Below are 18,621 nucleotides of genomic sequence, written 5' to 3'. Positions count from 1 at the left end.
GGTTCACGGGCGGATCCGCGGCCGCCGCCGGGTCACAGGAGGCCGTGGCAGCGGCGGATCCGGCCCATCCACCAGTCCCGGCGCGCGCCGCCCGCCCGCAGCCCCTCCAGCCGTGCCGGGTCCGGGGCCACCAGGCGAGCCGGGAGGCTGCCGTTCTCCAGGGCGAACGCGCCCGGTTCGACGACATCGTCGACGAAGAACCCTCCGGTGCCCAGGCCCGCGGCGGGGAAGGCGTCGTCGTCCCCACATCCGGGTAGCGCAGCGGCCGCCGCGACACCGGCGGACACTCCCACCGCCGAGTCCAACGCCGAGGACACGGTGACGGGGACGCCCAGCTCCGCGGCCACCGCGAGCAGCCGCCGGGGGCCGCCCAGAGGCGCGACCTTGACCACCGCACGGTCGGCGCCGCCGGCGCGCACCACACGAAGCGGGTCCTCGGCGCGGCGGATGGACTCGTCCGCCGCGACATCGACCCGCACCCCGTCCGCGGCCAGGCGCCCGCGTAGCTCGACCAACTCGTCGACCGTCGCGCAGGGCTGCTCCACGTACTCGAGGCCCGGCCCGTCGAGCGACACCGGTCCGGTTCCCGGCGCGCGCGAGGGGTCGGCGGCGCGGACGGCCTGGTCGAGGACCCGCACGGCAGCCGCGGCCTCGTTGACGCCCCACCCCCCGTTGGCGTCCACCCGGACCCGCACGCCGGGGCGCGCCTGTAGAACGGCGGCGACGCGGGCCACGTCGTCCACGAGTTCCTGTCCGGACTCGGCGACCTTGATCTTGACCGTCGTGCAGCCGGGGAACCGGTCCAGGATCGCGGGCACCTCGCCCGCCGCGATCGCCGGGATCGTGGCGTTGACCGCGACCCGCGTCCTCAGCGCCGGCGGCGGACCCTGCCACGCCATCTCGATCGCGGAGGCCAACCAGTTGGCCGCCTCGTCGTCGTCATACTCCGGGAAGGCCCCGAACTCACCCCAGCCGGACGGGCCCTCGACCAGTACCACCTCGCGCTCGGTGATGCCGCGGAACCGCACCCGCATGGGCAGGGCCACCACGTGCACGCGGTCGAGCAGATCGTCGATCGACTCGGGGCCCGGTACGGATGTCATAGCTCCACGCTAACGTCGAGGCCATGACTGAGCAGAGCAGCACCGGGCAGGACACGCCACAGGGCACGCCCCGGGACAGCGCCGACAACCCCTTCGACCCGTCGCAGTGGCGGGAGATCGAGGGCTTCGCGGCCGGCGTGGACCTGACGGACCTCACCTACCACCGGCACGTGGGCGAGGGCCGGGCCAACGGCATCGTGCGCATCGCCTTCGACCGGCCCGACGTGCGCAACGCGTTCCGGCCGCACACGGTGGACGAGCTGTACCGGGTGTTCGACCATGCCCGCCGCTCCCCCGACGTGGGCACCATCCTGTTCACCGGCAACGGGCCCAGCTCCAAGGACGGCGGCTGGGCGTTCTGTTCCGGCGGCGACCAGCGGATCCGTGGTCGTTCCGGCTACCAGTACTCGACCGAGCACGACTCGGACGTGGCCGGGGCAACCGCGGACAAGGTCGACCAGGCGCGGGTGAAGGCCGAGGGCGGGCGTCTGCACATCCTCGAGGTGCAGCGGCTCATCCGCACCATGCCCAAGGTCGTGATCTGCCTGGTCAACGGCTGGGCGGCCGGGGGCGGGCACTCTCTGCACGTCGTCTCCGACCTGACCCTGGCCTCCCGCGAGCACGCCCGGTTCAAGCAGACCGACGCGGACGTGGGCTCCTTCGATGCCGGCTACGGCAGCGCGTACCTGGCCAAGCAGGTCGGCCAGAAGTTCGCCCGCGAGATCTTCTTCCTCGGGCAGGCCTACACCGCCGAGGAGATGTTCGCCATGGGCGCGGTCAACCGCGTGGTCGACCACGCGGAGCTGGAGAAGACGGCGATCGAATGGGCGCGGCAGATCAACGGCAAGTCGCCCACCGCGCAGCGCATGCTCAAGTTCGCGTTCAACCTCACCGACGACGGCCTGATGGGCCAGCAGGTGTTCGCCGGCGAGGCCACGCGGCTGGCCTACATGACGGACGAGGCCGTCGAGGGGCGCGACGCGTTCCTGGAGAAGCGCGAGCCCAACTGGGACGACTACCCGTACTACTACTGACTCACCAGGCCCGAGGCACCAGAGAAGCCGTGACCGACACCCGCGACCTGCGCATTCTTCCCGTGCCGGCAGGACCGGCGGTGGCCGAGGTGTTCCCCCCGCTGGTGGACATGCTCTCGGGCCGTGGGCCCGCCCTGTTGCCGGTGCCCGCGGAGGACCCTGCGCGCACGCGTCTGCTCGTCGACAGCCAGCGGCCGGGCGAGCCTATCGACGCTCGCGCCGCCATGGTGGTGAGCACCTCCGGCTCGACGGGGACGCCCAAGGGCGCGATGCTGTCCGCCGCCGCGCTGGGGTCCTCCGCCGCGGCGACCGATGTGTTCCTCGGCGGTCCGGGCCGGTGGCTGCTCGCGCTTCCGGCCCACCACATCGCCGGACTGCAGGTGATCCTGCGGTCGCTGCGGGCCGGGTTCGACCCGGTGGTGATGGACCTGTCCGGCGGGTTCGACCCGGCGGGCCTGCCCTCGGCCGTGCAGGCCTGCGTGGCCGGCGGGGCCCGCGGTTACACCTCGCTCATCCCGGGTCAGCTCGCGAAGGTGCTCGACGAGGGATCTCCCGAGGCCCTCGCCGCCCTCGCCCGACTCGACGCCATCCTGCTCGGTGGCGCCGCGGCGGCTCCCGAGCTGCTCGCCCGCGCCGCTGACGCCGGGATCCGCGTGGTGCGCACGTACGGGATGAGCGAGACCGCGGGCGGGTGTGTGTACGACGGTGTCCCGCTGGAGGGGGTGGAGGTCCACATCGAGGACGACGACGACACCGCCTCGGGCCGCGTCTGGCTGGCGGGGCCGCAGGTCGCGCTGGGATATCGCAATGCACCAGGACATCCTGCGTTCGCCCGCAGGGGTTGGTTCCGGACCGACGATGCCGGCCGGCTCGGACCGGATGGCCGGCTCCGCATCCTCGGCAGACTCGACGACGCGATCAGTGTCGGCGGCCTGACGCTCTTGCCGCAGACCGTGGAGGATGCGCTGCGGCAGCACGCGGCGGTGGTCGACGTCGTCGTCGTGGGGATCCCCGACACCAGACTCGGCGCACGGCCGGTCGCGGCGGTGACCCTCCGCGCCCCCGCCGCGCCGGACGAGTTGCGCGCTCACGTGACCTCCATCCTCGGCGCGCACTCGGCCCCGGCCACGCTGGCGGTCCTGTCCGAGCTCCCCACGCTGCCGGGCGGCAAAGTGGACCGACGCGCCGTCGCCCGGGGCGTCATCGATGGGACAATCACAGAATGACCCGCGAGACCTTCCAGTCCCCCGACATCCCCGCCGAGTCCGGCGGCGCCACCCTGGCCCACTGGTTGGAAGGCGCCCGCCCGCGGACGTGGCCCAACGCGTTCGCGCCGGTGCTCGTCGGCTCTGCGGCGGCCGGGCTGGCCGGCGGGTTCGTCTGGTGGCAGGCGCTGCTGGCGCTGGTCGTGGCCTGGTCGTTCATCGTGGGCGTCAACTACGCCAACGACTACTCCGACGGGATCCGTGGCACCGACGACGAGCGCGTGGGGCCGCTGCGTTTGGTCGGCTCCGGGCTCGCCAAGCCGGCGACGGTGAAGCGGGCGGCGTTCGCGTTCCTCGGCCTCGGCGGCGCGGCCGGTCTCGTACTCAGCGCGACGTCGGCGCCGTGGCTCATCCTCGTGGGGCTGGCCTGCATCTTCGCCGCCTGGTTCTACACCGGAGGCAAGACCCCCTACGGCTACCGCGGGCTCGGCGAGGTCGCGGTGTTCGTGTTCTTCGGACTGGTGGCCGTGCTCGGCACGCAGTTCACCCAGCTCGGGTCGATTACCTGGTACGCGGTGGTCGCGGCCGTGGCGGTGGGCAGCTTCTCGTGCGCGGTCAACCTCACCAACAACCTGCGTGACATCCCCTCGGACACCGAGGCCGGCAAGGTCACCCTCGCCGTGCGCCTCGGCGACTCCAACACGCGCGGCCTGCACGCTGTGCTCGAACTGCTCGTACCGCTTCTGGCCACCCTCGCGCTGATTCCGGCCACCCCATGGGCGCTGCTCGGACTGATCGCGATGCCGATTGCGTGGAAGGCCAACGGACCGGTCCGGGCGCGGGCCTCCGGCGCCGACCTGATTCCGGCGCTCGGGATGGCCGGGGTCGCGATGCTCGCCTGGAGCGTGCTCGTCAGCTGTGGCTTCCTGATCGCCACGCTGTAGCCGCCGGCGGCGGCAAGTCGGCGCTGGCATGTCGGCGCCGCTCGGGTGCTGACGCTGACGCCGGCATCGGCCGTGGCCGGTCCGGCTAAGGCCGCGAGGCGTCCGGCTGCTCCGTGTCCGACTGTTCGGCGTCCGGATTGATGGTCGAATGTGGGAGCTCAGCAGTCTCGACAACCGGTGGTGCGACCTCCGGATCCTCGACCGCGCCGGCCGCGAACCCGGCCGCGGACATGGCACCGAGGGCGACGACGGAGGCTATGACAGGTCGGGAGATGCGCACTACAGCCTTTCGCACGTTGTTGCCGCGACACCGCGACCCGACCACCGTAGCCCGAAATACACGCCACCCCGGTAGTCATCTCGGGTGAGGAGATGCCTACCGGGGTTGACGGGGTCACCGACGACCTGCCCGGCCGCCGGGAGTCTCTAGCGGTCAGCCGCGGCCATTGGCGACCGTGGGGCCGGGAGCCTGGGGCTTCTTCGGGGAGCCGGCTGCGACGGTCGGGGCGACCGAGCCCGCCGAACCACCCGGGCTGTTGGTCGACGAGCCGTTCGGGCCCGATCCGGTCGAACCGCCGGTGGTCGTCCCACCGGTGCTGGAACCGAGCAGCGCCGGAACGCTCGAGGAGGCACCCGGAGTCGAGGACCCGCCGTTCAGCACGATGCTCAGGCCGGCCAGGCCCAGCAGGGCAGCACCGGTCAGGGCGAGACCCGGTGCGACGTTGCCGAGCGAGCCGGTGGTACCCGTGGTGGTGGAGCCGGGGACCGACGAGCCCGGAACGGTGATCTGGCCCTCGGTGGTCATCTGGGCGTCGCCGGAAGCCTCGCCCTCGGTGGTCGAACCGGCTGGCCCGCTCTCGGTGTCGGTCAGCGAGCCGAGCGGGCCGCTCGGGGTGTCAGTGCCGCCTGTCGACCCGGTCGCGAGCTCACCGACGGAGTCAGAGTTTCCGCCGAGGGCGACGACGATGCTGGCGACTGCGTCGAGCAGCGAGTCCGCGCCCTCAGACCCGGTGACGATCTGGCCGCCGGCCTCCGCCTCGCCGCCGAGGCTGCCCTGGACCGCACCCGAGGATCCCGCCTGGGCGCCGGCCGGGAGGTTGCCCTCGGAGTCGGCGACAACCAGCTGGAGGGTGTGCTCGACGATCGTCCCGCCCGCGGTTCCGGTCACGACGACATCGAACAAGCCCGACTTGGTGGGGGTACCGCTGATGACGCCGCCATCGAACGTCAGGCCGTCAGGCAATCCGCTGACTGCGGTGGCCTTGAAACCACCCATGCTCCCGGTCCAGCTGAGGTCGTCCAGGTCGTAAGAGAACTCGGTGTCAACCTGCAGACCGGGGATGACGGTCGCGACGGTCTGGACATCTTGACGGACGGTCGGCGCATCGGGAGTGGCGACGACGACGCCACCCACCAGCGCGACAGCGGCGGCGGCTGCGATGGGGGCGACGAGGCGGCCCCGGACGATACGACGAGGACGGGCGAGGCGATCACGCATCGGCTGATTCCTTCCGGAGGGGTTCGATCGCTCACTCCCAAATGAGAGCGCAGACCATTACAAGGGTCACTCTAACCACTCGCACACCAACTGTCTACTTCTAACTCATTAACCACTTATGTCTCATGAATCACACCAGTAACATACCCCGTGGGGCATAGGGTTCGATGTGGCGAGGGACTTACCTCCTGGCTACCGCCCGCCCCCGGGGCCCGGACGCGCACCGCGCGGCATGCGCCGCCGAGGGCGACAAATGGCAACTGCCCGACCCCACGTGGGGCCGGGCAGTTTGCGGCGTGACGCTGGCTTGGCTTGCGCCAGCTGCGCGGTGTCAGGACACCGGAACGGTGGTCGGAAGCGCGGAACGTGCACCCCCTGCATCGACGTCAGTGGGCGCGGACACGCGAGCGGAATCGCCGGTACCGGACTCCGCAGCCCCTGCAACCGGAACAGAGGTGACGGAGGCGGGCGACGAAGCGGCACCGATCCCCTGAGGCGCGCGAGCGACGGTGCCCGTGACCGTGGTGACGGGCTGACCGTCACCGTCGACGATCACGGTGACAGGCGGCATCACCATCTGGCCGCCGAAGATCGTCTTACACAGACCCTCGTCCAGCGAGCCGGTCCGACCGAGGATTTCAGTGCCGCTCCCCTCGCCCGCCACGATGTCGAGCAGGTTCGGGAACGTGTCCAGGGCGGAGGTGACGATGTCGAACACCCCGGCAGGGATCCCGTCGATTCCGAACAGCGGATAGAACTTGGCGACCGAGCCACCCAGGTCCGGCAGATCGCACACCGCGCCGTCCTCAGGCGCCAGGTCGGGAAGACTGCTGTCGCCGCCCCCCGATCCCGCGGAGCCGCTACCGCCACCGAGGGCCGGGTCACCGTCCGACTGGCCGGGTCCGTCCTCCGTATCCGGATCCGGTTCGCCGGCCGAATCCACGGCGAGCGACCCACCCGCGAGACTCCCACCAAGCAACCCCTCAACCGGAAGCGAACCGGAATCGGAGCCGCCACCCTGCGCGCTCACGACGGGGACAGCGAGTGCCGCCAGGGCGAGCGCGGCAGCGGAGGCGGTGACGACCTTGCGGGCGAACATGGCTGGCGGACTCCTTTATGGCAGTGCAGCGATGGGGCGACGACTCATGTCGAGCCCGGGAAGCCCGAGGGCCGGTGACGACAGGAGAAGCCTATCGCGCCGGTCCGACAACCTGCCTCAAGCGCACTACGGTCCCGCGAAGTCGGCCGCTCCGCCGGCCGACTTCACCCGCCCAGGCTGCCGGCGCCCGTGGTGAGCAGACCCAGGAGCGCGGTCGGCGCGATGGGCAGCGCGGCGGCCGCCCCCTGGAGCTGAGCGTCCGCCGGCACCCCGGTCGTCGCGGCCGCTCCCGGGCCGTCCGCGGCGGTCGCCCCGCCCTGACCACCGAGCAGCCCCGGCGCCAGAGTGCACAGCATCTCCCCCGCCGAGCCGAGGTCGCCGAACGGGCCGTCCTCACCGAGCACCGACGGCAGCAGGCCCACGACCGCATTGACCAGCACCATCACCAGGCCGGTGGAGGCGGTGTCCTCGTCGCCCATAGTCGGCAGCAACTGCGCCAGGGACGACGCATCGGTCTGGCCGCCACCGAGAACCGAACACAGTTCGGGAGTGGTGCCGGTCCCGTCGCCTCCGGTGCCGCCCTCGCCGTCGCCTCCGGTCCCGGTGTTGCCACCGGCGCCGTCGCCGTTGTCGTCGTCGTTGTCGTCGTTGTCGACACCCGATCCGTCGCCGCCGACACCATCGCCTGAGCCGGGCTCCTCGGCGGCGCCCTCGGCGCCGCCACGCGCGCGCTCACCGGGGACGGCCGAGAGCGTCGGCTCGACCTGCGTGGCAGGCCCGGTGTCGGCGGACGGGTCCGTCGTCCCGGACGGATCGGAGGTGACGGTCGGGTCCGTGGCCCCCTCTGCTCCCTCGGTGACGGTGATCGTGACCCGCTGCGAGCGTGAGACGTCCGCGTTGGAGACCGTGACCAGCACGTCGTACTCACCCGCGCGCGTCGGGGTGCCGGAGATGACCCACCCGTCCTGGGTGAGACCGTCGGGCAGGCCCGTGACCGTGACGGTGGTCCCGGCAGGGATCGTCCCGCCCGCGGCCTGCGCCACCACGGGCTCCAGATCCAGGTTCACCTCGGTCCCGAGGGGCATTTCCTGTGTTGCACCACCCTGCGCGGCGGCGTTCTGCGTGAGCTGGATCCCCTCGGCCTCGACCTCCGCCGGCGAGTTGACGGCGGCCACCGTGCCGCCGCCGACCACGGCGAGTGCGGCGAGCGCACCCCCGAGCACGAGGGAACGAGAGCGGGGGACGGTGCGGTCAGGGCGTCGCTGGAACATGAGGCCACCTTGTCGTCGAGGAGTGGACGTGACGCGACCGGGGACACCCCAATCACACAGGCATCATACGTCACATGAGTCACACGAGCCACAGGGTTCGCGGCGGGTCGTCCGCTGACGCCTCTGCCCGACAACCTCCGGGCACTCGGCCGCCAAGAGACCGGCGGTAACATTCCGCGATCCGCCGTCGATCAGGACAGGAGAGGCGATGACGGGTGCGAGCGGCGTGCCGTGCCCGGCGAAGAGAACGTGACCTTCCGGACTATCCGAAGTCTTTAACGCTTCAGTGGTAGCCATCCTTTGACAGAACTGAGACACTATCGTTATGCGAAATCGGGTGCTCCTGTCCGCCGGCGCAATTGCGCTGCTGGCGGCGTCGTGCGCGCAGCCGGAACCGCAGGTCCTCTCCGAGGCGCCCCGGTCCGCCTCCGCGGCCGAACTGACCTCTCCCAGCCAGACCACTGAGGAGGAGGCCCAGCCGGGCCGTTTCATCGCGCGTTGCGCCACCGAGGCCGACGGCGGCACTCCCGGAATGACGTTCTTCACCGACGGATCGCAGAACGTCACCGACCACTGCCTCAGCCGCTACTACATCGGCGTACAGCCCGCCCCGGGCGCGCTGTACGTGCCGGACGCCGACGCGGGCAGCCTCGCGCCGACCCGCGAGACCCCCGTGTCGGAGACGACCGACTCCTATCAGTGGACGCCCGCTCAGCCGCGTACCGACGCCGACCCCGAGGGAACCACCGACGAGGACCGCGACCAGCTCGAGGGCGAGGAGACGACCTCCGAGACGGACGATCCGGACTCCGAGTCCACGACGACGTCCCCCGGCGAGACGTCGCCCACCATGCCGCCCTCGACCTCGCCCGGGCCGACCGACCCGACGGAGCCCACCGAGCCCACCGAGCCCGGCGAGACCACGCCCGGCACCGGCAACCCGGGCGAGACCGAGACCTCGCCCACCACGCCTGGGTCGTCAGAGCCGGGTCGGCCGACCGAGGTCCCCACCACAACCGGGGCCCAGCAGAGTCGACCCGCGGCCCCCCCGACCTCGGTTGAATCGGCCGGCCCGACCGGGCCGTTCGGTTCGCTCGGTTCGCACGGCTCGCACGGCTCGCACGCTCCGGTCCCGCGCTAGTCCGCGGCCCGGCCCCGAGAACCCACCGTCGCTCCTCGCCCATCGCGAGCCGCGGTGTGTGGATCGTCTGGTGCGGATCTGACCGTGCCGAAATGACAGGACCGGGCCGTCCCCTAGTGGGGACCGACCCGGTCACCTGAGGTCTGCGGGCTACTGCCCGTCCACTACGCCGCGCGAACTCATGCCTCGTTCATGCGCCGGCGCAGGTCCTCGCGCTTGATCCGGCGCCCCTCGTCGACAGCCGCGATGTCCGAGTTGATCTGGGAACGCAGCTTGCTGAAGATCACCATCGACAGCGGCAGTGCGATCACGACCGCGATGATCGCGGCGACCAGAACCGGCACCTGGGCACCCGCCAGGTAGCCGATGCCGATGACCAGCAGCGCCAGCGCGAGCACCAGCAGCAGCCGGACTATCGTGTAGAAGATCATGTTCCGCGCCAGACGAGCACCGGGAGAGTCCAGCTTGGGCGTCTCCCATTCGGCAGCCGACCCACCCTCGGAGGTCTCCGCCGGGTTTACTGACTCATCTCGCTCGCTCATGTCTCCCAGGATACGTATCGTGGTGTGAAGGAGGTTCGAGTGATCTGGCTGTTCGCACTCATCGGAGTGATCACCGTGGCGATTCTGCTGTGGCGGGCCTTCGGCCCGGGCTCACGGCCCGCTCCCCCGCGCGTGATCGCGCCTGACGACGACCCTGACTTCCTCCGGGACCTTGATCGTCGCAAGCCGCTCGATCCCTGACCACGTCGGGATATCGGGCAGAGCGCATAACGAAGTCGGGCGTGCACTCCGCAACCGCGGACTGCACGCCCGTCCGCTCACTCGCCGCGCCACTCCGGCGTGCGCTTCTCCAGGAACGCGGACATGCCCTCCTGCGCGTCACAGGTGACGGCGTTGGTGGCCATGGTCTCGGCCATCGCACGGTAGGCATCGTCCTGGGGCAGGTCGATCTGTCGGTAGAAAGCCTGCTTGCCGATCTCCAGGGTGAGTGGGCTCGCGTCAGCGATACGGGCGGCGAGTTCATCGACACGGGCGCGGAGCCGGTCCGCCGGGACGGCCTCGTTGATCAGGCCCCAGTCGACGGCGGTCGCCGCGTCGATCGTCTCGCCGGTGAGCAGCATCTGCATGGCGCGTTTCCGCCCGATGTTCCGGGAGACCGCCACCATCGGGGTCGAGCAGAACAGCCCGATCTTCACCCCCGGGGTCCCGAACCGGGCCGAATCCACGGCAACCGCGAGATCGCAGGTCGCCACGAGCTGGCAACCGGCGGCCACCGCATGACCCTGGACCTCCGCGATCACCGGCTGGCGGATCGCCTGAACGCTCTCCATCAGTTCGACGCAGGTGGTGAAGACCTCCCGCTCCTGCTCCAGGGTGCGGTCGACCATCTCACTGATCTCATGCCCCGCCGACAGTGCCGGGCCTGACCCGGTCACCACGACGACGCCGCACGAGGGGTCCCCGCCGAGATCACGGATCGCGGCGGTCGCGTCCCGCATCATCTGCAGGGAGAGCGGATTGCGCCGCTCGGGGCGGTCGAGGATGACGCGCGCGATCGGACCGCTGCGCTCGACACGGACGTAGGGGGTGTTCACCGTGGGCCTCCGGTAAGGGGACGAGGAGTCGTTTCCTCGGTTCTACCCCTCGGCCACGGCCTGACGTGGCGAAAGGGGCGGACTACGCCCCCGTCGCGGTGGCGTGCTGCCCGTCGCACCACTGCTCGGCGGGGACTCCGACCTTGACGTCGTCGATGTGCTGGCCGCAGCCGTCCCAGGTGGTCTTGCCGCAGACGGTGCAGGTGACGGGGTAACACATGGTGATCTCCTTGTGATCGTGTCGACTTCTCCCATGGCCTACCCGACACCGTATCGCGCCGACCGAACCATCGGACTACATACCCCATAGGGTATGCGCAGGAGGGCGCCCACGCCACCTGCCGCCCCTGGGATACGCGCCACACCGCGTGGCCGATCGCGCTCAGTGGGCCGGGCGCCACTCCTCGTCCACACGCGGCGTGGCCTCACGCAGACGGTCGGTGTACGCCACGCAGTCGTCCCACTTCGGCAGCCGACCCGCCGCCGCCACGTCCAGCAGGCCGGGGGCGCCGCGATCGCGCTCGCTCATGACGTGGTCAATGGGCGTGCCGTCCAGGGCCATCGAGGGCCAGTCGATCGCGATCTTGGGGTCGAATGGGTCGATCACGTGCTCGGCACCGGGCCGCCACCCCTCCGAACACAGGTACATCACCGTGGACTGCGGCTCGAGCGAGAGGAAGCCGTGCGCTACGCCCTCGGGGACGTAGACCGCCCGCTGCTCGGTCGAATCGAGGATGACGCCCGCCCACTCACCGAACGTAGGTGAGCCGACCCGGACATCCACCATGACGTCGAAGACCGTCCCCGCAGGGCACAGCACGTACTTGGCCTGCCCCGGGGGGACCTCCGCAAAGTGCAGGCCCCGCAGCACCCCCTCGGCGGACACGGACACGTTGACCTGTGCGAGGTCGAGGCGGTGGCCGGTCATGCGCCGGAACGCGGGATCGGTGAACGCCTCGTGGAACGCGCCACGGTCGTCCGCGATCTGGCGAGGGGTGATCTCCCACGCCCCCGTCACACTGAGTTCCCGAAGCTGCACTGACGGTCCCGCCTTCCCGAGATCGAGGACGCCCCCGTGCGGGGACGCCGACCACCCTAACCCCGCATCGCGTCGACGATCTGCGCAGCCGTCCACTCGCCCAGCAGGAGGCAACCCATGGCGTCGTCGTGCAGCGCGGTGTCCTCGCGCCACCCGGTGACGACGAACTGGAAGACGTAGGTGGCCTCGGAATCGCTCCACCCCACGATCAGGCTCGAGGTGGCCATCTCCCCCGGCTCGGCGGTGTAGGTGCCGCGCAGGTAGCGGTAGACACTGCGGACGGCGCCGGCGGTCTCGTCGCCCTCGCCGGCGACCTGCTCGAGAAGGGCCCAGCCGGTCAGCGCGTCGGCGGTCGAGACGATCATCTCGACAGCCTGCTCGGTCGGCATCGGCGGGGACACCCGCGCGCAGGTCGCCACCGCGTTCGGCGAGAACCCGTCGCGGTGCGCGCCCGGGTCCACGTAGATCACCGCGGACGGCTCCGGGGACTCGATGCGCTGCCACGGCGGGCTGTCCACCCACGTCAGCGGCTGCGCGGCCACCGCCATCGGCGGGCTCGCCTCGAGGCTGCGCCCGGTGGAGGCACAGAACTCCTGAATAGACGTCATCTCAGCCCTGCAATCCCGCGCCGACCATATGGGCGCCTCCGTCCACGACCAGGGTCTGGCCGGTGATCCAGTGCGAATCGTCCGAGAGCAGGAACGCCGTGGGGCCGGCGATGTCGTCGGGCACCCCCAGCCGCCCGGCCGGCAGCACCGCGGACATGGCCTCCTCGCGGCCGTCGTACAGCGCCTCGGCGAAGCGGGTCTTGACCACACCCGGCGCGATCGCGTTGACACGCACCGCCGGGCCGACCTCCACGGCCAGTTCCTGCGTCAGCCGCATCACCAGGGCCTTGGTCGAGCCGTACCAGCCGATCCCCGGCGACGGCGCCAGCCCGGCGATCGAGGCGATGTTGACCACCGCGCCACCACGCTCGCCCAGCCCCGAGTGGTACACCTTCTGGGTCCACGCCAGGGTGCCCAGCGTGTTGACCTCGGCGATCTTGCGGGCCGCCGACATGTCGAGGTCCACGGTCCGCCCGAACACCGGGTTGATACCGGTGTTGTTGACCAGGAAGTCGACCGGCCCGAACTCGGACTCCGCCCGGTCGACGGTCTCGCGCTGATGGTCCTCGTCGTCGCTCTTCCCGGCCACGGCGACCACCCGCCCCGGCGCGTCGAGCTCGGCGAGGGCGGCGTCCAGTCCCTCCTGCCCGCGTGCGGTGATGACCACCGAGGCTCCCTCCGCCAGGAGCCTGCGGGCGATCCCCAGGCCGATGCCGCGGCTGGCGCCGGTGACGATCGCGGTCCGACCGGCGAACCGATCAGGAACTACCGGACCCGTACGGGGGGAGGGAAGAGGGGGGTTTGTCACGGCCGACTCCTTGCGACGTCAGTGTCTGGTGGCGGTTCACGCCCAGCCTAGAGGGCAGCGCGCGGTCGTGATCGCGCGGTTCGCGACGGAACACGCCGCACGGAATGTGCCCGTGCGTCCCGCCGTCCGGGCCCTGCCGCGCTAAAGTCGCCACCAGGTCCCAGCCGGCCGCCCCTCGGGCGGCTCACGAAACCCAGGGGGGTGCCTGTGTCTCCACTCGCTCCACGCGACGCGTCGGACTCACCGGTGTGCTCTGTGCTGGACGTCCCGGGCCCACGGTGGTTCCGCCCGGGCGATCCGATCTGGCGCGTGCACGGCGACGCGGCCACCCCGCTCGGCGTCACCACGGCCCTGCTCATGTTGCTCGCGAACCCGGCGTTTGCCGCGATCGTCGGGTCCGGCAGCGCGGCCAGGAACCCGTGGATCGTGGACGACTACCTGCACGACCTGGTGGAGATCACCACGTTCGGGACGGTCGACGACGCGATGGTGACCATCGACCACGCCCACCGGGACCGCAGTTCGCTCAGCGGCACCACCGAGCACGGCGACTACTACTACGGCGCCGACCCGGAGCTGGCGTGCTGGGCGCAGGCCGCCACCGCCTGGTCGCTGCTGGCGGCGTACCAGCGTTTCGCCGCCAAGCCCCTCACTCCGGCCGAGTCGGACGAGTACGTCCGCCAGTGGGCCGGCATCGCGCACCTGCAGGGCGCCGGCGCGTTCCCCACCTCGGCCCGCGAGCTCGAGCAGCTCCTGCGCAGTTCCCGCGACCGGGCCCGCGCCACCACCGCGGGTCGGCGCGCGGCCCGCCAGCTACGGGAGAACGCCAACGCCTGCCCCGGCGTCGCCGAGAACTCGGTCACCGCGCACCGGTCCTGCACCACCGTGGTGGATGCCGCCGCCAGCCTGGTCCCGTCGGACGTCCGCCGCGCGCTGGACCTGCCGCATCGCCCCATGGACCGCAGCGCGGTGTTCGGCCGGATCTCCAAGGCGCACCAGGGACTGAGTCTGCCGCGGCTCACCACGCGCGCCCCGATCGCGGCGCCGTCGGCCATGCGGGTCCGTCCCGCCTGACAGGCGTGACGGAGTACCCGCTCACCGTGGTCCGTCGCTGTCCGCCGGGTGAGAGCGTTGTGAGAACGACGACGACGAGGTGCCGCGTTGGCCGAGAGCGACCTATTCGCGCTGTGACGTCAGATAGGACATCCCCGGGACGAGGTCCTCTCTCCAGGTCCGCGTTGGTGCCAGTCCGAGCTCACGCCACGCGGTGTCCCCGAGCACGGAAAACTTCGGGCGGGCCGCAGGCCGGGGGAACTCGTCACTCGAGCACGGACGCACGCGCTCGGGGTCGGCGCCGAGGTACTGGAATACGGTCCGGGCGAGATCGAACCAGGTTGCGCGGCCGCCGCCCGTGACGTGGTGCGTGCGCCCGTGGGCATTGGCCTCCCCGGCCTTTTCCGCGGCGAGCAACATCAGCACCTGATCGGCGAAGATCGAGACGTAGGTGGGCGAGCCCCACTGGTCGTTCACCACGTTCAGCGTCTCGCGCTCGGACTCCAGGCGGATCATCGTGGCCACGAAGTCGCTCCCCGGCTGGTTCTCGATCACCCGCCACGCCCCGGTGTAGAGCCAGGCGGTGCGGATCACCGTCGCCTCCGGCAACTCCTCGTACACGGCCCGCTCGCCGGCGAGCTTGGTACGGCCGTAGACCGTGACGGGAGCCGTCGGGTCGTGGGGCTGGAGCGCGGGCGCGGTCGCCGGGTCGCCCCCGCCGGGCACGTCGCCGGAGAACACGTAGTCGGTGCTGATGTGGACCAGGCGGATACCCCGCTCGCGGCACGCCGCCGCCAGTGCCCGCGGGCCGTCGACGTTGAGCGCGGTCGCGCCCTCCTCATCGGACTCCGCGCCGTCCACGTCCGTGTACGCGGCCGCGTTGACCACCACCTCCGGGGCGAGACGGTCGAGAGCAGTCGCGATGGAGCGGGGGTCGGTGATGTCGAGTTCGTCCCTCCCCGGGGTCACGGCCTTGCCCCGGGCGAGCCCCGCCAGAGCCCGCCCCAGTTGGCCGCGGCCACCCGGCACGAGGATGCGCGGCAAACCACTCGGGCTCGAGTCCCAGGGCCCGCTCGGGCCTGCGTCGGCCGGTTCGGAGCCGTCCCCGCCCGCAGCCGACGTCACGACCGCCTGCCCTTCTCGCGACGGAGGATCTGGAGGAGGTAGGAACCGTAACCGGATTTGATGAGCTCCCGGGCGCGTTCGGTGAGCTCGTCGTCGTCGATATATCCCATCCGCCACGCCACCTCCTCCGGGCAGCCGATCTTGAGACCCTGACGGTCCTCGATCGTCCGCACGTAATTGCCCGCGTCGAGGAGCGAGTCGTGCGTGCCGGTGTCGAGCCACGCGGTGCCGCGGGGCAGCACCTCCACCTGCAGGCGACCCTGCCGCAGGTAATGGCGGTTGATGTCGGTGATCTCGTACTCGCCGCGCGCCGACGGCTCCAGTGCGCGCGCCACCTCCACCACGTCGGCGCTATAGAAGTAGAGGCCCGGGACCGCGAAGTCCGAGGCCGGGTTCTCCGGCTTCTCCTCCAGGCTGACGGCGCGCCCCTCGGCGTCGAAGTCGATCACGCCGTACTCCTGCGGGTTCGACACCTGGTAGGCGAACACCGCGCCGCCGTCGACCTGCGAGAAACGGCGCAGCCGGGTACCCATGCCGGGGCCGTAGAAGATGTTGTCGCCCAGGACGAGCGCCACCGGCTCGTCGCCGATGTGGTCCGCACCCAGGACGAACGCCTGCGCCAGACCGTCGGGTTCGGCCTGCTCGACGTAGCTCAGCGAGATCCCGAACTGCGAACCGTCGCCCAGCAGGCGGCGGAACCGGGGCGAGTCCTCGGGCGTGGTGATGATCAGGATGTCGCGGATCCCCGCCAACATCAGCGTGGACAGCGGGTAGTAGATCATCGGCTTGTCGTACACCGGCATGAGCTGCTTGCTGGTGGCCGACGTGAGCGGCCGCAGCCGGGTGCCGCTGCCGCCGGCCAGGATGATTCCCTTCACAGCACCTTCTCCGTGCTCGCGTACCTCGCCTCGACGCGTTCCTTGACCGGCTCCCACCAGTCCCGATTGGCCGTGTACCAGTCGATGGTCTGCTGCAGCCCCGCGCGCAGATCGGTGTGCCGGGGCGCCCAGCCCAGCTCCTCCCGGGTGGCACTCGCGTCGATCGCGTATCGCAGGTCGTGGCCGGGTCGGTCCGTGACGTGGTCGAACCCGGGATCGCCGTCCGTTCCACTAACGCCCATCAGTTTGCAGATCGTCCGCATGACCTGCAGGTTCGACTGCTCGCCGTCGGCGCCGATGAGGTAGGTGCGGCCGAGCTCGCCATCGGCGAGGATCCGCAGCACGGCCGAATTGTGGTCGTCGACGTGGATCCAGTCCCGCACGTTGGCCCCGCTCCCGTAGAGGCGCGGGCGACGACCGTCGAGGATGTTGGTGATCTGCCGCGGGATGAACTTCTCCACGTGCTGGTACGGCCCGTAGTTGTTGGAGCAGTTGCTGATGGTGGCCCGCAGCCCGAAACTGCGCACCCAGGCGCGGACGAGCATGTCGGCGCCGGCCTTGGTGGCCGAGTACGGGCTCGACGGGTTGTAGGCCGTGGCCGGGGTGAACTTGGCCGGGTCGTCCAGCTCCAGGTCCCCGTACACCTCGTCGGTCGAGACGTGGTGCAGACGGACGTCGTGACGGCGGCACGCCTCGAGAACCGTGTAGGTTCCGACGATGTTGGAGTGCACGAACGGCCACGGCGTGGCCAACGAATTGTCGTTGTGGCTCTCGGCCGCGAAGTGCACCACGGCGTCGCCCGGGCCGGCGAGCTCGGCGACCAGCTGGTCGGTCACGGCCGCGTCCGCGCAGTCCGCCTCCACCAGATCGACGCGGGCCGTTCCGCCGGAGCCCTCCCCGAGCAGGTCGGCAAGGCTCGCGCGGTTGGCGGCGTAGGTCAGGGAGTCGAGCACCGTGACGTGGGCCGACGGGTACTCGCGGACGACGGTGCGGACGAAGTTGGCGCCGATGAACCCGGCTCCCCCGGTGACGACGAGGCGCATGGGTGCAACCCTACCGCTGCTCGGCCTCCGCTCCGGCCATACCTGCGTCGCGGCCCGCTCCGTCTGGTTCGCTCAGCATCGCCCGGTACTCGGCGATCATCGCGGCCCGTCTGCGTTCGCGCGCGACGAGCGCGCGGGTGTCGCGCGGGGTCACCCGGATCGACTCCGCCGCCGGGATACCGGCCCGCAGCTGGCGGACCCGGAGCACCTCGGCGTCGAGGCGCGCCCCGTAAACCACGGCGATGTTGACCAGCCACAGCCACAGCAGGAACACGATCACCCCGGCCAGCGAACCGTAGACCTCGTTGAAGTTGCCGAAGTTGACGACGAAGAAGCTGAATCCTGCGGTCGCCGCAGCGATGATGACCAACGCCGCGGCCGCGCCGAGCGAGATCCAGTGGAACCGGCGGCCGGAGACGTTGGGCGCGAACCGGTAGAGCACGGCCAGTGCGACGATCGCGGTGATCAGGGTGGCCGGCCACTTGGCCAGCTCCCACACGGCCACGGCCTCGCTCCCCATCCCGATCCACCCGCCGACGGTCGCCGCGACCGGCCCGGTGAACGCCAACGCCAGTCCGCCGAAGGCGACCAGCACGATGAGCAACGCCGTCAGCCCCAGCCCGGCCGGCAGCACCCGCCACAGCGGCCGCCCCTCCTCGACGCCGAACACCCTGTTCATCGCACGGCCGAGCGCCCAGACGTACCGCGAGGACGACCACAGGGCGACCGTCGTACCGACGATCAGCGCGAGCCCCGCGGTGGGGGCCGTGACCAGCGATTCGACCGGGGCGCGGATCGGGTCCAGGATCGCCCCCGGCGCCACGTCGGAGAGCATGTCCATTACCGCGTCGACGGTCCGCGAGCCCTGGCCGAACACGCCGAGCAGCGAGATCACCACGAGGATCGCGGGGAACAGCGAGAGCACGCCGTAATACGTGAGGGAGCCGGCGAGATCGGGGCCGCGGTCGCGCAGGAACTCGGAGATCGAGCGCGTGAGCACCAGCCAGACAACGCGCAGTCGTCTGCGTATCGCCGTGCCGTTGCTTCCTGGGGTCATGCCCCCGATTGTCGCCGTTGCGGGGCCTTTCCCCGGTCAGCCGCGCCACCCCGACAGCCAACACCACCGGCCGCACCGGGCAGAGCAGCAGCGGTGTACGACCCTGTCCTCCGCCGGC

21 protein-coding genes are annotated in these 18,621 nt (G+C 71.0%); 6 read left to right on the top strand and 15 right to left on the bottom strand.

The annotated features are described in order from the left end of the window. Positions 1 to 32: 32 nt before the first annotated feature. Positions 33 to 1,103 carry an o-succinylbenzoate synthase gene (locus ACWIE7_RS03850; protein WP_454068619.1) on the bottom strand — a complete coding sequence of 357 codons (1,071 nt, stop codon included), beginning with the start codon at positions 1,101 to 1,103 and terminating at the stop codon, positions 33 to 35. A 23-nt stretch (positions 1,104 to 1,126) separates the two neighbouring features. Between ACWIE7_RS03850 and ACWIE7_RS03845 the strand changes: the two genes are divergently transcribed. Genes ACWIE7_RS03845 through ACWIE7_RS03835 form a run of 3 tightly spaced genes read left to right on the top strand, consistent with a single transcriptional unit; the run spans position 1,127 to position 4,286 of the window. After that, positions 1,127 to 2,137, top strand: coding sequence for a 1,4-dihydroxy-2-naphthoyl-CoA synthase (locus ACWIE7_RS03845; protein WP_454057660.1), 1,011 nt, complete (start codon positions 1,127 to 1,129; stop codon positions 2,135 to 2,137). A 29-nt stretch (positions 2,138 to 2,166) separates the two neighbouring features. Then, positions 2,167 to 3,363: an o-succinylbenzoate--CoA ligase gene (gene menE / locus ACWIE7_RS03840; protein ID WP_454057661.1), complete on the top strand. Its 1,197-nt coding sequence runs from the start codon at positions 2,167 to 2,169 to the stop codon at positions 3,361 to 3,363. Further along, entirely contained in the window at positions 3,360 to 4,286 is a 927-nt protein-coding gene (locus ACWIE7_RS03835; protein ID WP_454057662.1) for a 1,4-dihydroxy-2-naphthoate polyprenyltransferase, read from the top strand. Before menE ends, ACWIE7_RS03835 begins: the two co-directional genes overlap by 4 nt. 85 nt (positions 4,287 to 4,371) lie before the next feature. Here the strand turns inward: ACWIE7_RS03835 and ACWIE7_RS03830 are convergent, their stop codons facing one another. The 4 genes from ACWIE7_RS03830 to ACWIE7_RS03815 form a co-directional block, all read right to left on the bottom strand. Beyond that, the gene (locus tag ACWIE7_RS03830; protein WP_454057663.1) at positions 4,372 to 4,566 is read right to left on the bottom strand and encodes a hypothetical protein; all 195 of its coding nucleotides are present in this window, start codon (positions 4,564 to 4,566) and stop codon (positions 4,372 to 4,374) included. A 153-nt stretch (positions 4,567 to 4,719) separates the two neighbouring features. Beyond that, complete coding sequence (locus ACWIE7_RS03825; RefSeq protein WP_454068618.1) at positions 4,720 to 5,784, bottom strand: hypothetical protein; 1,065 nt, start codon at positions 5,782 to 5,784, stop codon at positions 4,720 to 4,722. 331 nt (positions 5,785 to 6,115) lie between these two features. Then, the gene (locus ACWIE7_RS03820) at positions 6,116 to 6,883 is read right to left on the bottom strand and encodes a hypothetical protein (RefSeq protein ID WP_454068617.1); all 768 of its coding nucleotides are present in this window, start codon (positions 6,881 to 6,883) and stop codon (positions 6,116 to 6,118) included. 164 nt (positions 6,884 to 7,047) lie between these two features. Further along, a complete protein-coding gene (locus ACWIE7_RS03815; RefSeq protein ID WP_454068616.1) occupies positions 7,048 to 8,154 on the bottom strand; it encodes a hypothetical protein in 1,107 nt (368 codons plus the stop codon). Positions 8,155 to 8,479: 325 nt separating this feature from the next. Between ACWIE7_RS03815 and ACWIE7_RS03810 the strand changes: the two genes are divergently transcribed. Further along, positions 8,480 to 9,295 (top strand): hypothetical protein, encoded by an 816-nt coding sequence (locus ACWIE7_RS03810; RefSeq protein ID WP_454068615.1) that lies wholly within the window; start codon positions 8,480 to 8,482, stop codon positions 9,293 to 9,295. 179 nt (positions 9,296 to 9,474) lie between these two features. Here the strand turns inward: ACWIE7_RS03810 and ACWIE7_RS03805 are convergent, their stop codons facing one another. Continuing rightward, a complete protein-coding gene (locus ACWIE7_RS03805; RefSeq protein ID WP_454068614.1) occupies positions 9,475 to 9,837 on the bottom strand; it encodes a DUF4229 domain-containing protein in 363 nt (120 codons plus the stop codon). A 39-nt stretch (positions 9,838 to 9,876) separates the two neighbouring features. Here ACWIE7_RS03805 and ACWIE7_RS03800 point away from each other — a divergent pair, with 39 nt between their 5' ends. Next, on the top strand, positions 9,877 to 10,038 hold the full coding sequence (locus ACWIE7_RS03800; protein WP_230928355.1) for a hypothetical protein: 162 nt from the start codon (positions 9,877 to 9,879) through the stop codon (positions 10,036 to 10,038). Positions 10,039 to 10,115: 77 nt separating this feature from the next. On the opposite strand, the gene ACWIE7_RS03795 is transcribed toward ACWIE7_RS03800, so the two are convergent. From ACWIE7_RS03795 to ACWIE7_RS03775, 5 genes are all read right to left on the bottom strand, one after another. Beyond that, complete coding sequence (locus ACWIE7_RS03795; protein ID WP_230928356.1) at positions 10,116 to 10,892, bottom strand: enoyl-CoA hydratase; 777 nt, start codon at positions 10,890 to 10,892, stop codon at positions 10,116 to 10,118. 82 nt (positions 10,893 to 10,974) lie between these two features. After that, a complete protein-coding gene (locus tag ACWIE7_RS03790) occupies positions 10,975 to 11,112 on the bottom strand; it encodes a hypothetical protein (protein ID WP_230928357.1) in 138 nt (45 codons plus the stop codon). A 162-nt stretch (positions 11,113 to 11,274) separates the two neighbouring features. Then, positions 11,275 to 11,931 carry a dTDP-4-dehydrorhamnose 3,5-epimerase family protein gene (locus ACWIE7_RS03785; protein ID WP_454057669.1) on the bottom strand — a complete coding sequence of 219 codons (657 nt, stop codon included), beginning with the start codon at positions 11,929 to 11,931 and terminating at the stop codon, positions 11,275 to 11,277. 56 nt (positions 11,932 to 11,987) lie between these two features. Next, positions 11,988 to 12,539, bottom strand: coding sequence for an LpqN/LpqT family lipoprotein (locus ACWIE7_RS03780; RefSeq protein WP_454068613.1), 552 nt, complete (start codon positions 12,537 to 12,539; stop codon positions 11,988 to 11,990). A gap of 1 nt (position 12,540) precedes the next feature. Next, entirely contained in the window at positions 12,541 to 13,347 is an 807-nt protein-coding gene (locus ACWIE7_RS03775) for an SDR family oxidoreductase (protein ID WP_454057671.1), read from the bottom strand. Between the two features lie 255 nt (positions 13,348 to 13,602). Here ACWIE7_RS03775 and ACWIE7_RS03770 point away from each other — a divergent pair, with 255 nt between their 5' ends. Continuing rightward, the gene (locus tag ACWIE7_RS03770; protein ID WP_454057672.1) at positions 13,603 to 14,421 is read left to right on the top strand and encodes an oxygenase MpaB family protein; all 819 of its coding nucleotides are present in this window, start codon (positions 13,603 to 13,605) and stop codon (positions 14,419 to 14,421) included. A 102-nt stretch (positions 14,422 to 14,523) separates the two neighbouring features. On the opposite strand, the gene rfbD is transcribed toward ACWIE7_RS03770, so the two are convergent. The 4 genes from rfbD to ACWIE7_RS03750 all read right to left on the bottom strand — a co-directional run bounded on the left by rfbD (position 14,524) and on the right by ACWIE7_RS03750 (position 18,503). Beyond that, positions 14,524 to 15,444: a dTDP-4-dehydrorhamnose reductase gene (rfbD, locus tag ACWIE7_RS03765; protein ID WP_454057704.1), complete on the bottom strand. Its 921-nt coding sequence runs from the start codon at positions 15,442 to 15,444 to the stop codon at positions 14,524 to 14,526. 77 nt (positions 15,445 to 15,521) lie between these two features. Next, complete coding sequence (gene rfbA / locus ACWIE7_RS03760; protein ID WP_452098490.1) at positions 15,522 to 16,403, bottom strand: glucose-1-phosphate thymidylyltransferase RfbA; 882 nt, start codon at positions 16,401 to 16,403, stop codon at positions 15,522 to 15,524. Then, entirely contained in the window at positions 16,400 to 17,446 is a 1,047-nt protein-coding gene (rfbB, locus tag ACWIE7_RS03755; RefSeq protein WP_452098489.1) for a dTDP-glucose 4,6-dehydratase, read from the bottom strand. The genes rfbA and rfbB overlap by 4 nt, the downstream gene beginning before the upstream one ends. Before the next feature lie 10 nt (positions 17,447 to 17,456). Beyond that, on the bottom strand, positions 17,457 to 18,503 hold the full coding sequence (locus ACWIE7_RS03750) for a YihY/virulence factor BrkB family protein (RefSeq protein ID WP_452098488.1): 1,047 nt from the start codon (positions 18,501 to 18,503) through the stop codon (positions 17,457 to 17,459). Positions 18,504 to 18,621 lie beyond the last annotated feature (118 nt).

It is taken from the genome of Dietzia sp. NPDC055343 (assembly GCF_053645265.1).
This window is presented reverse-complemented; position numbering and strand designations above follow the sequence as displayed.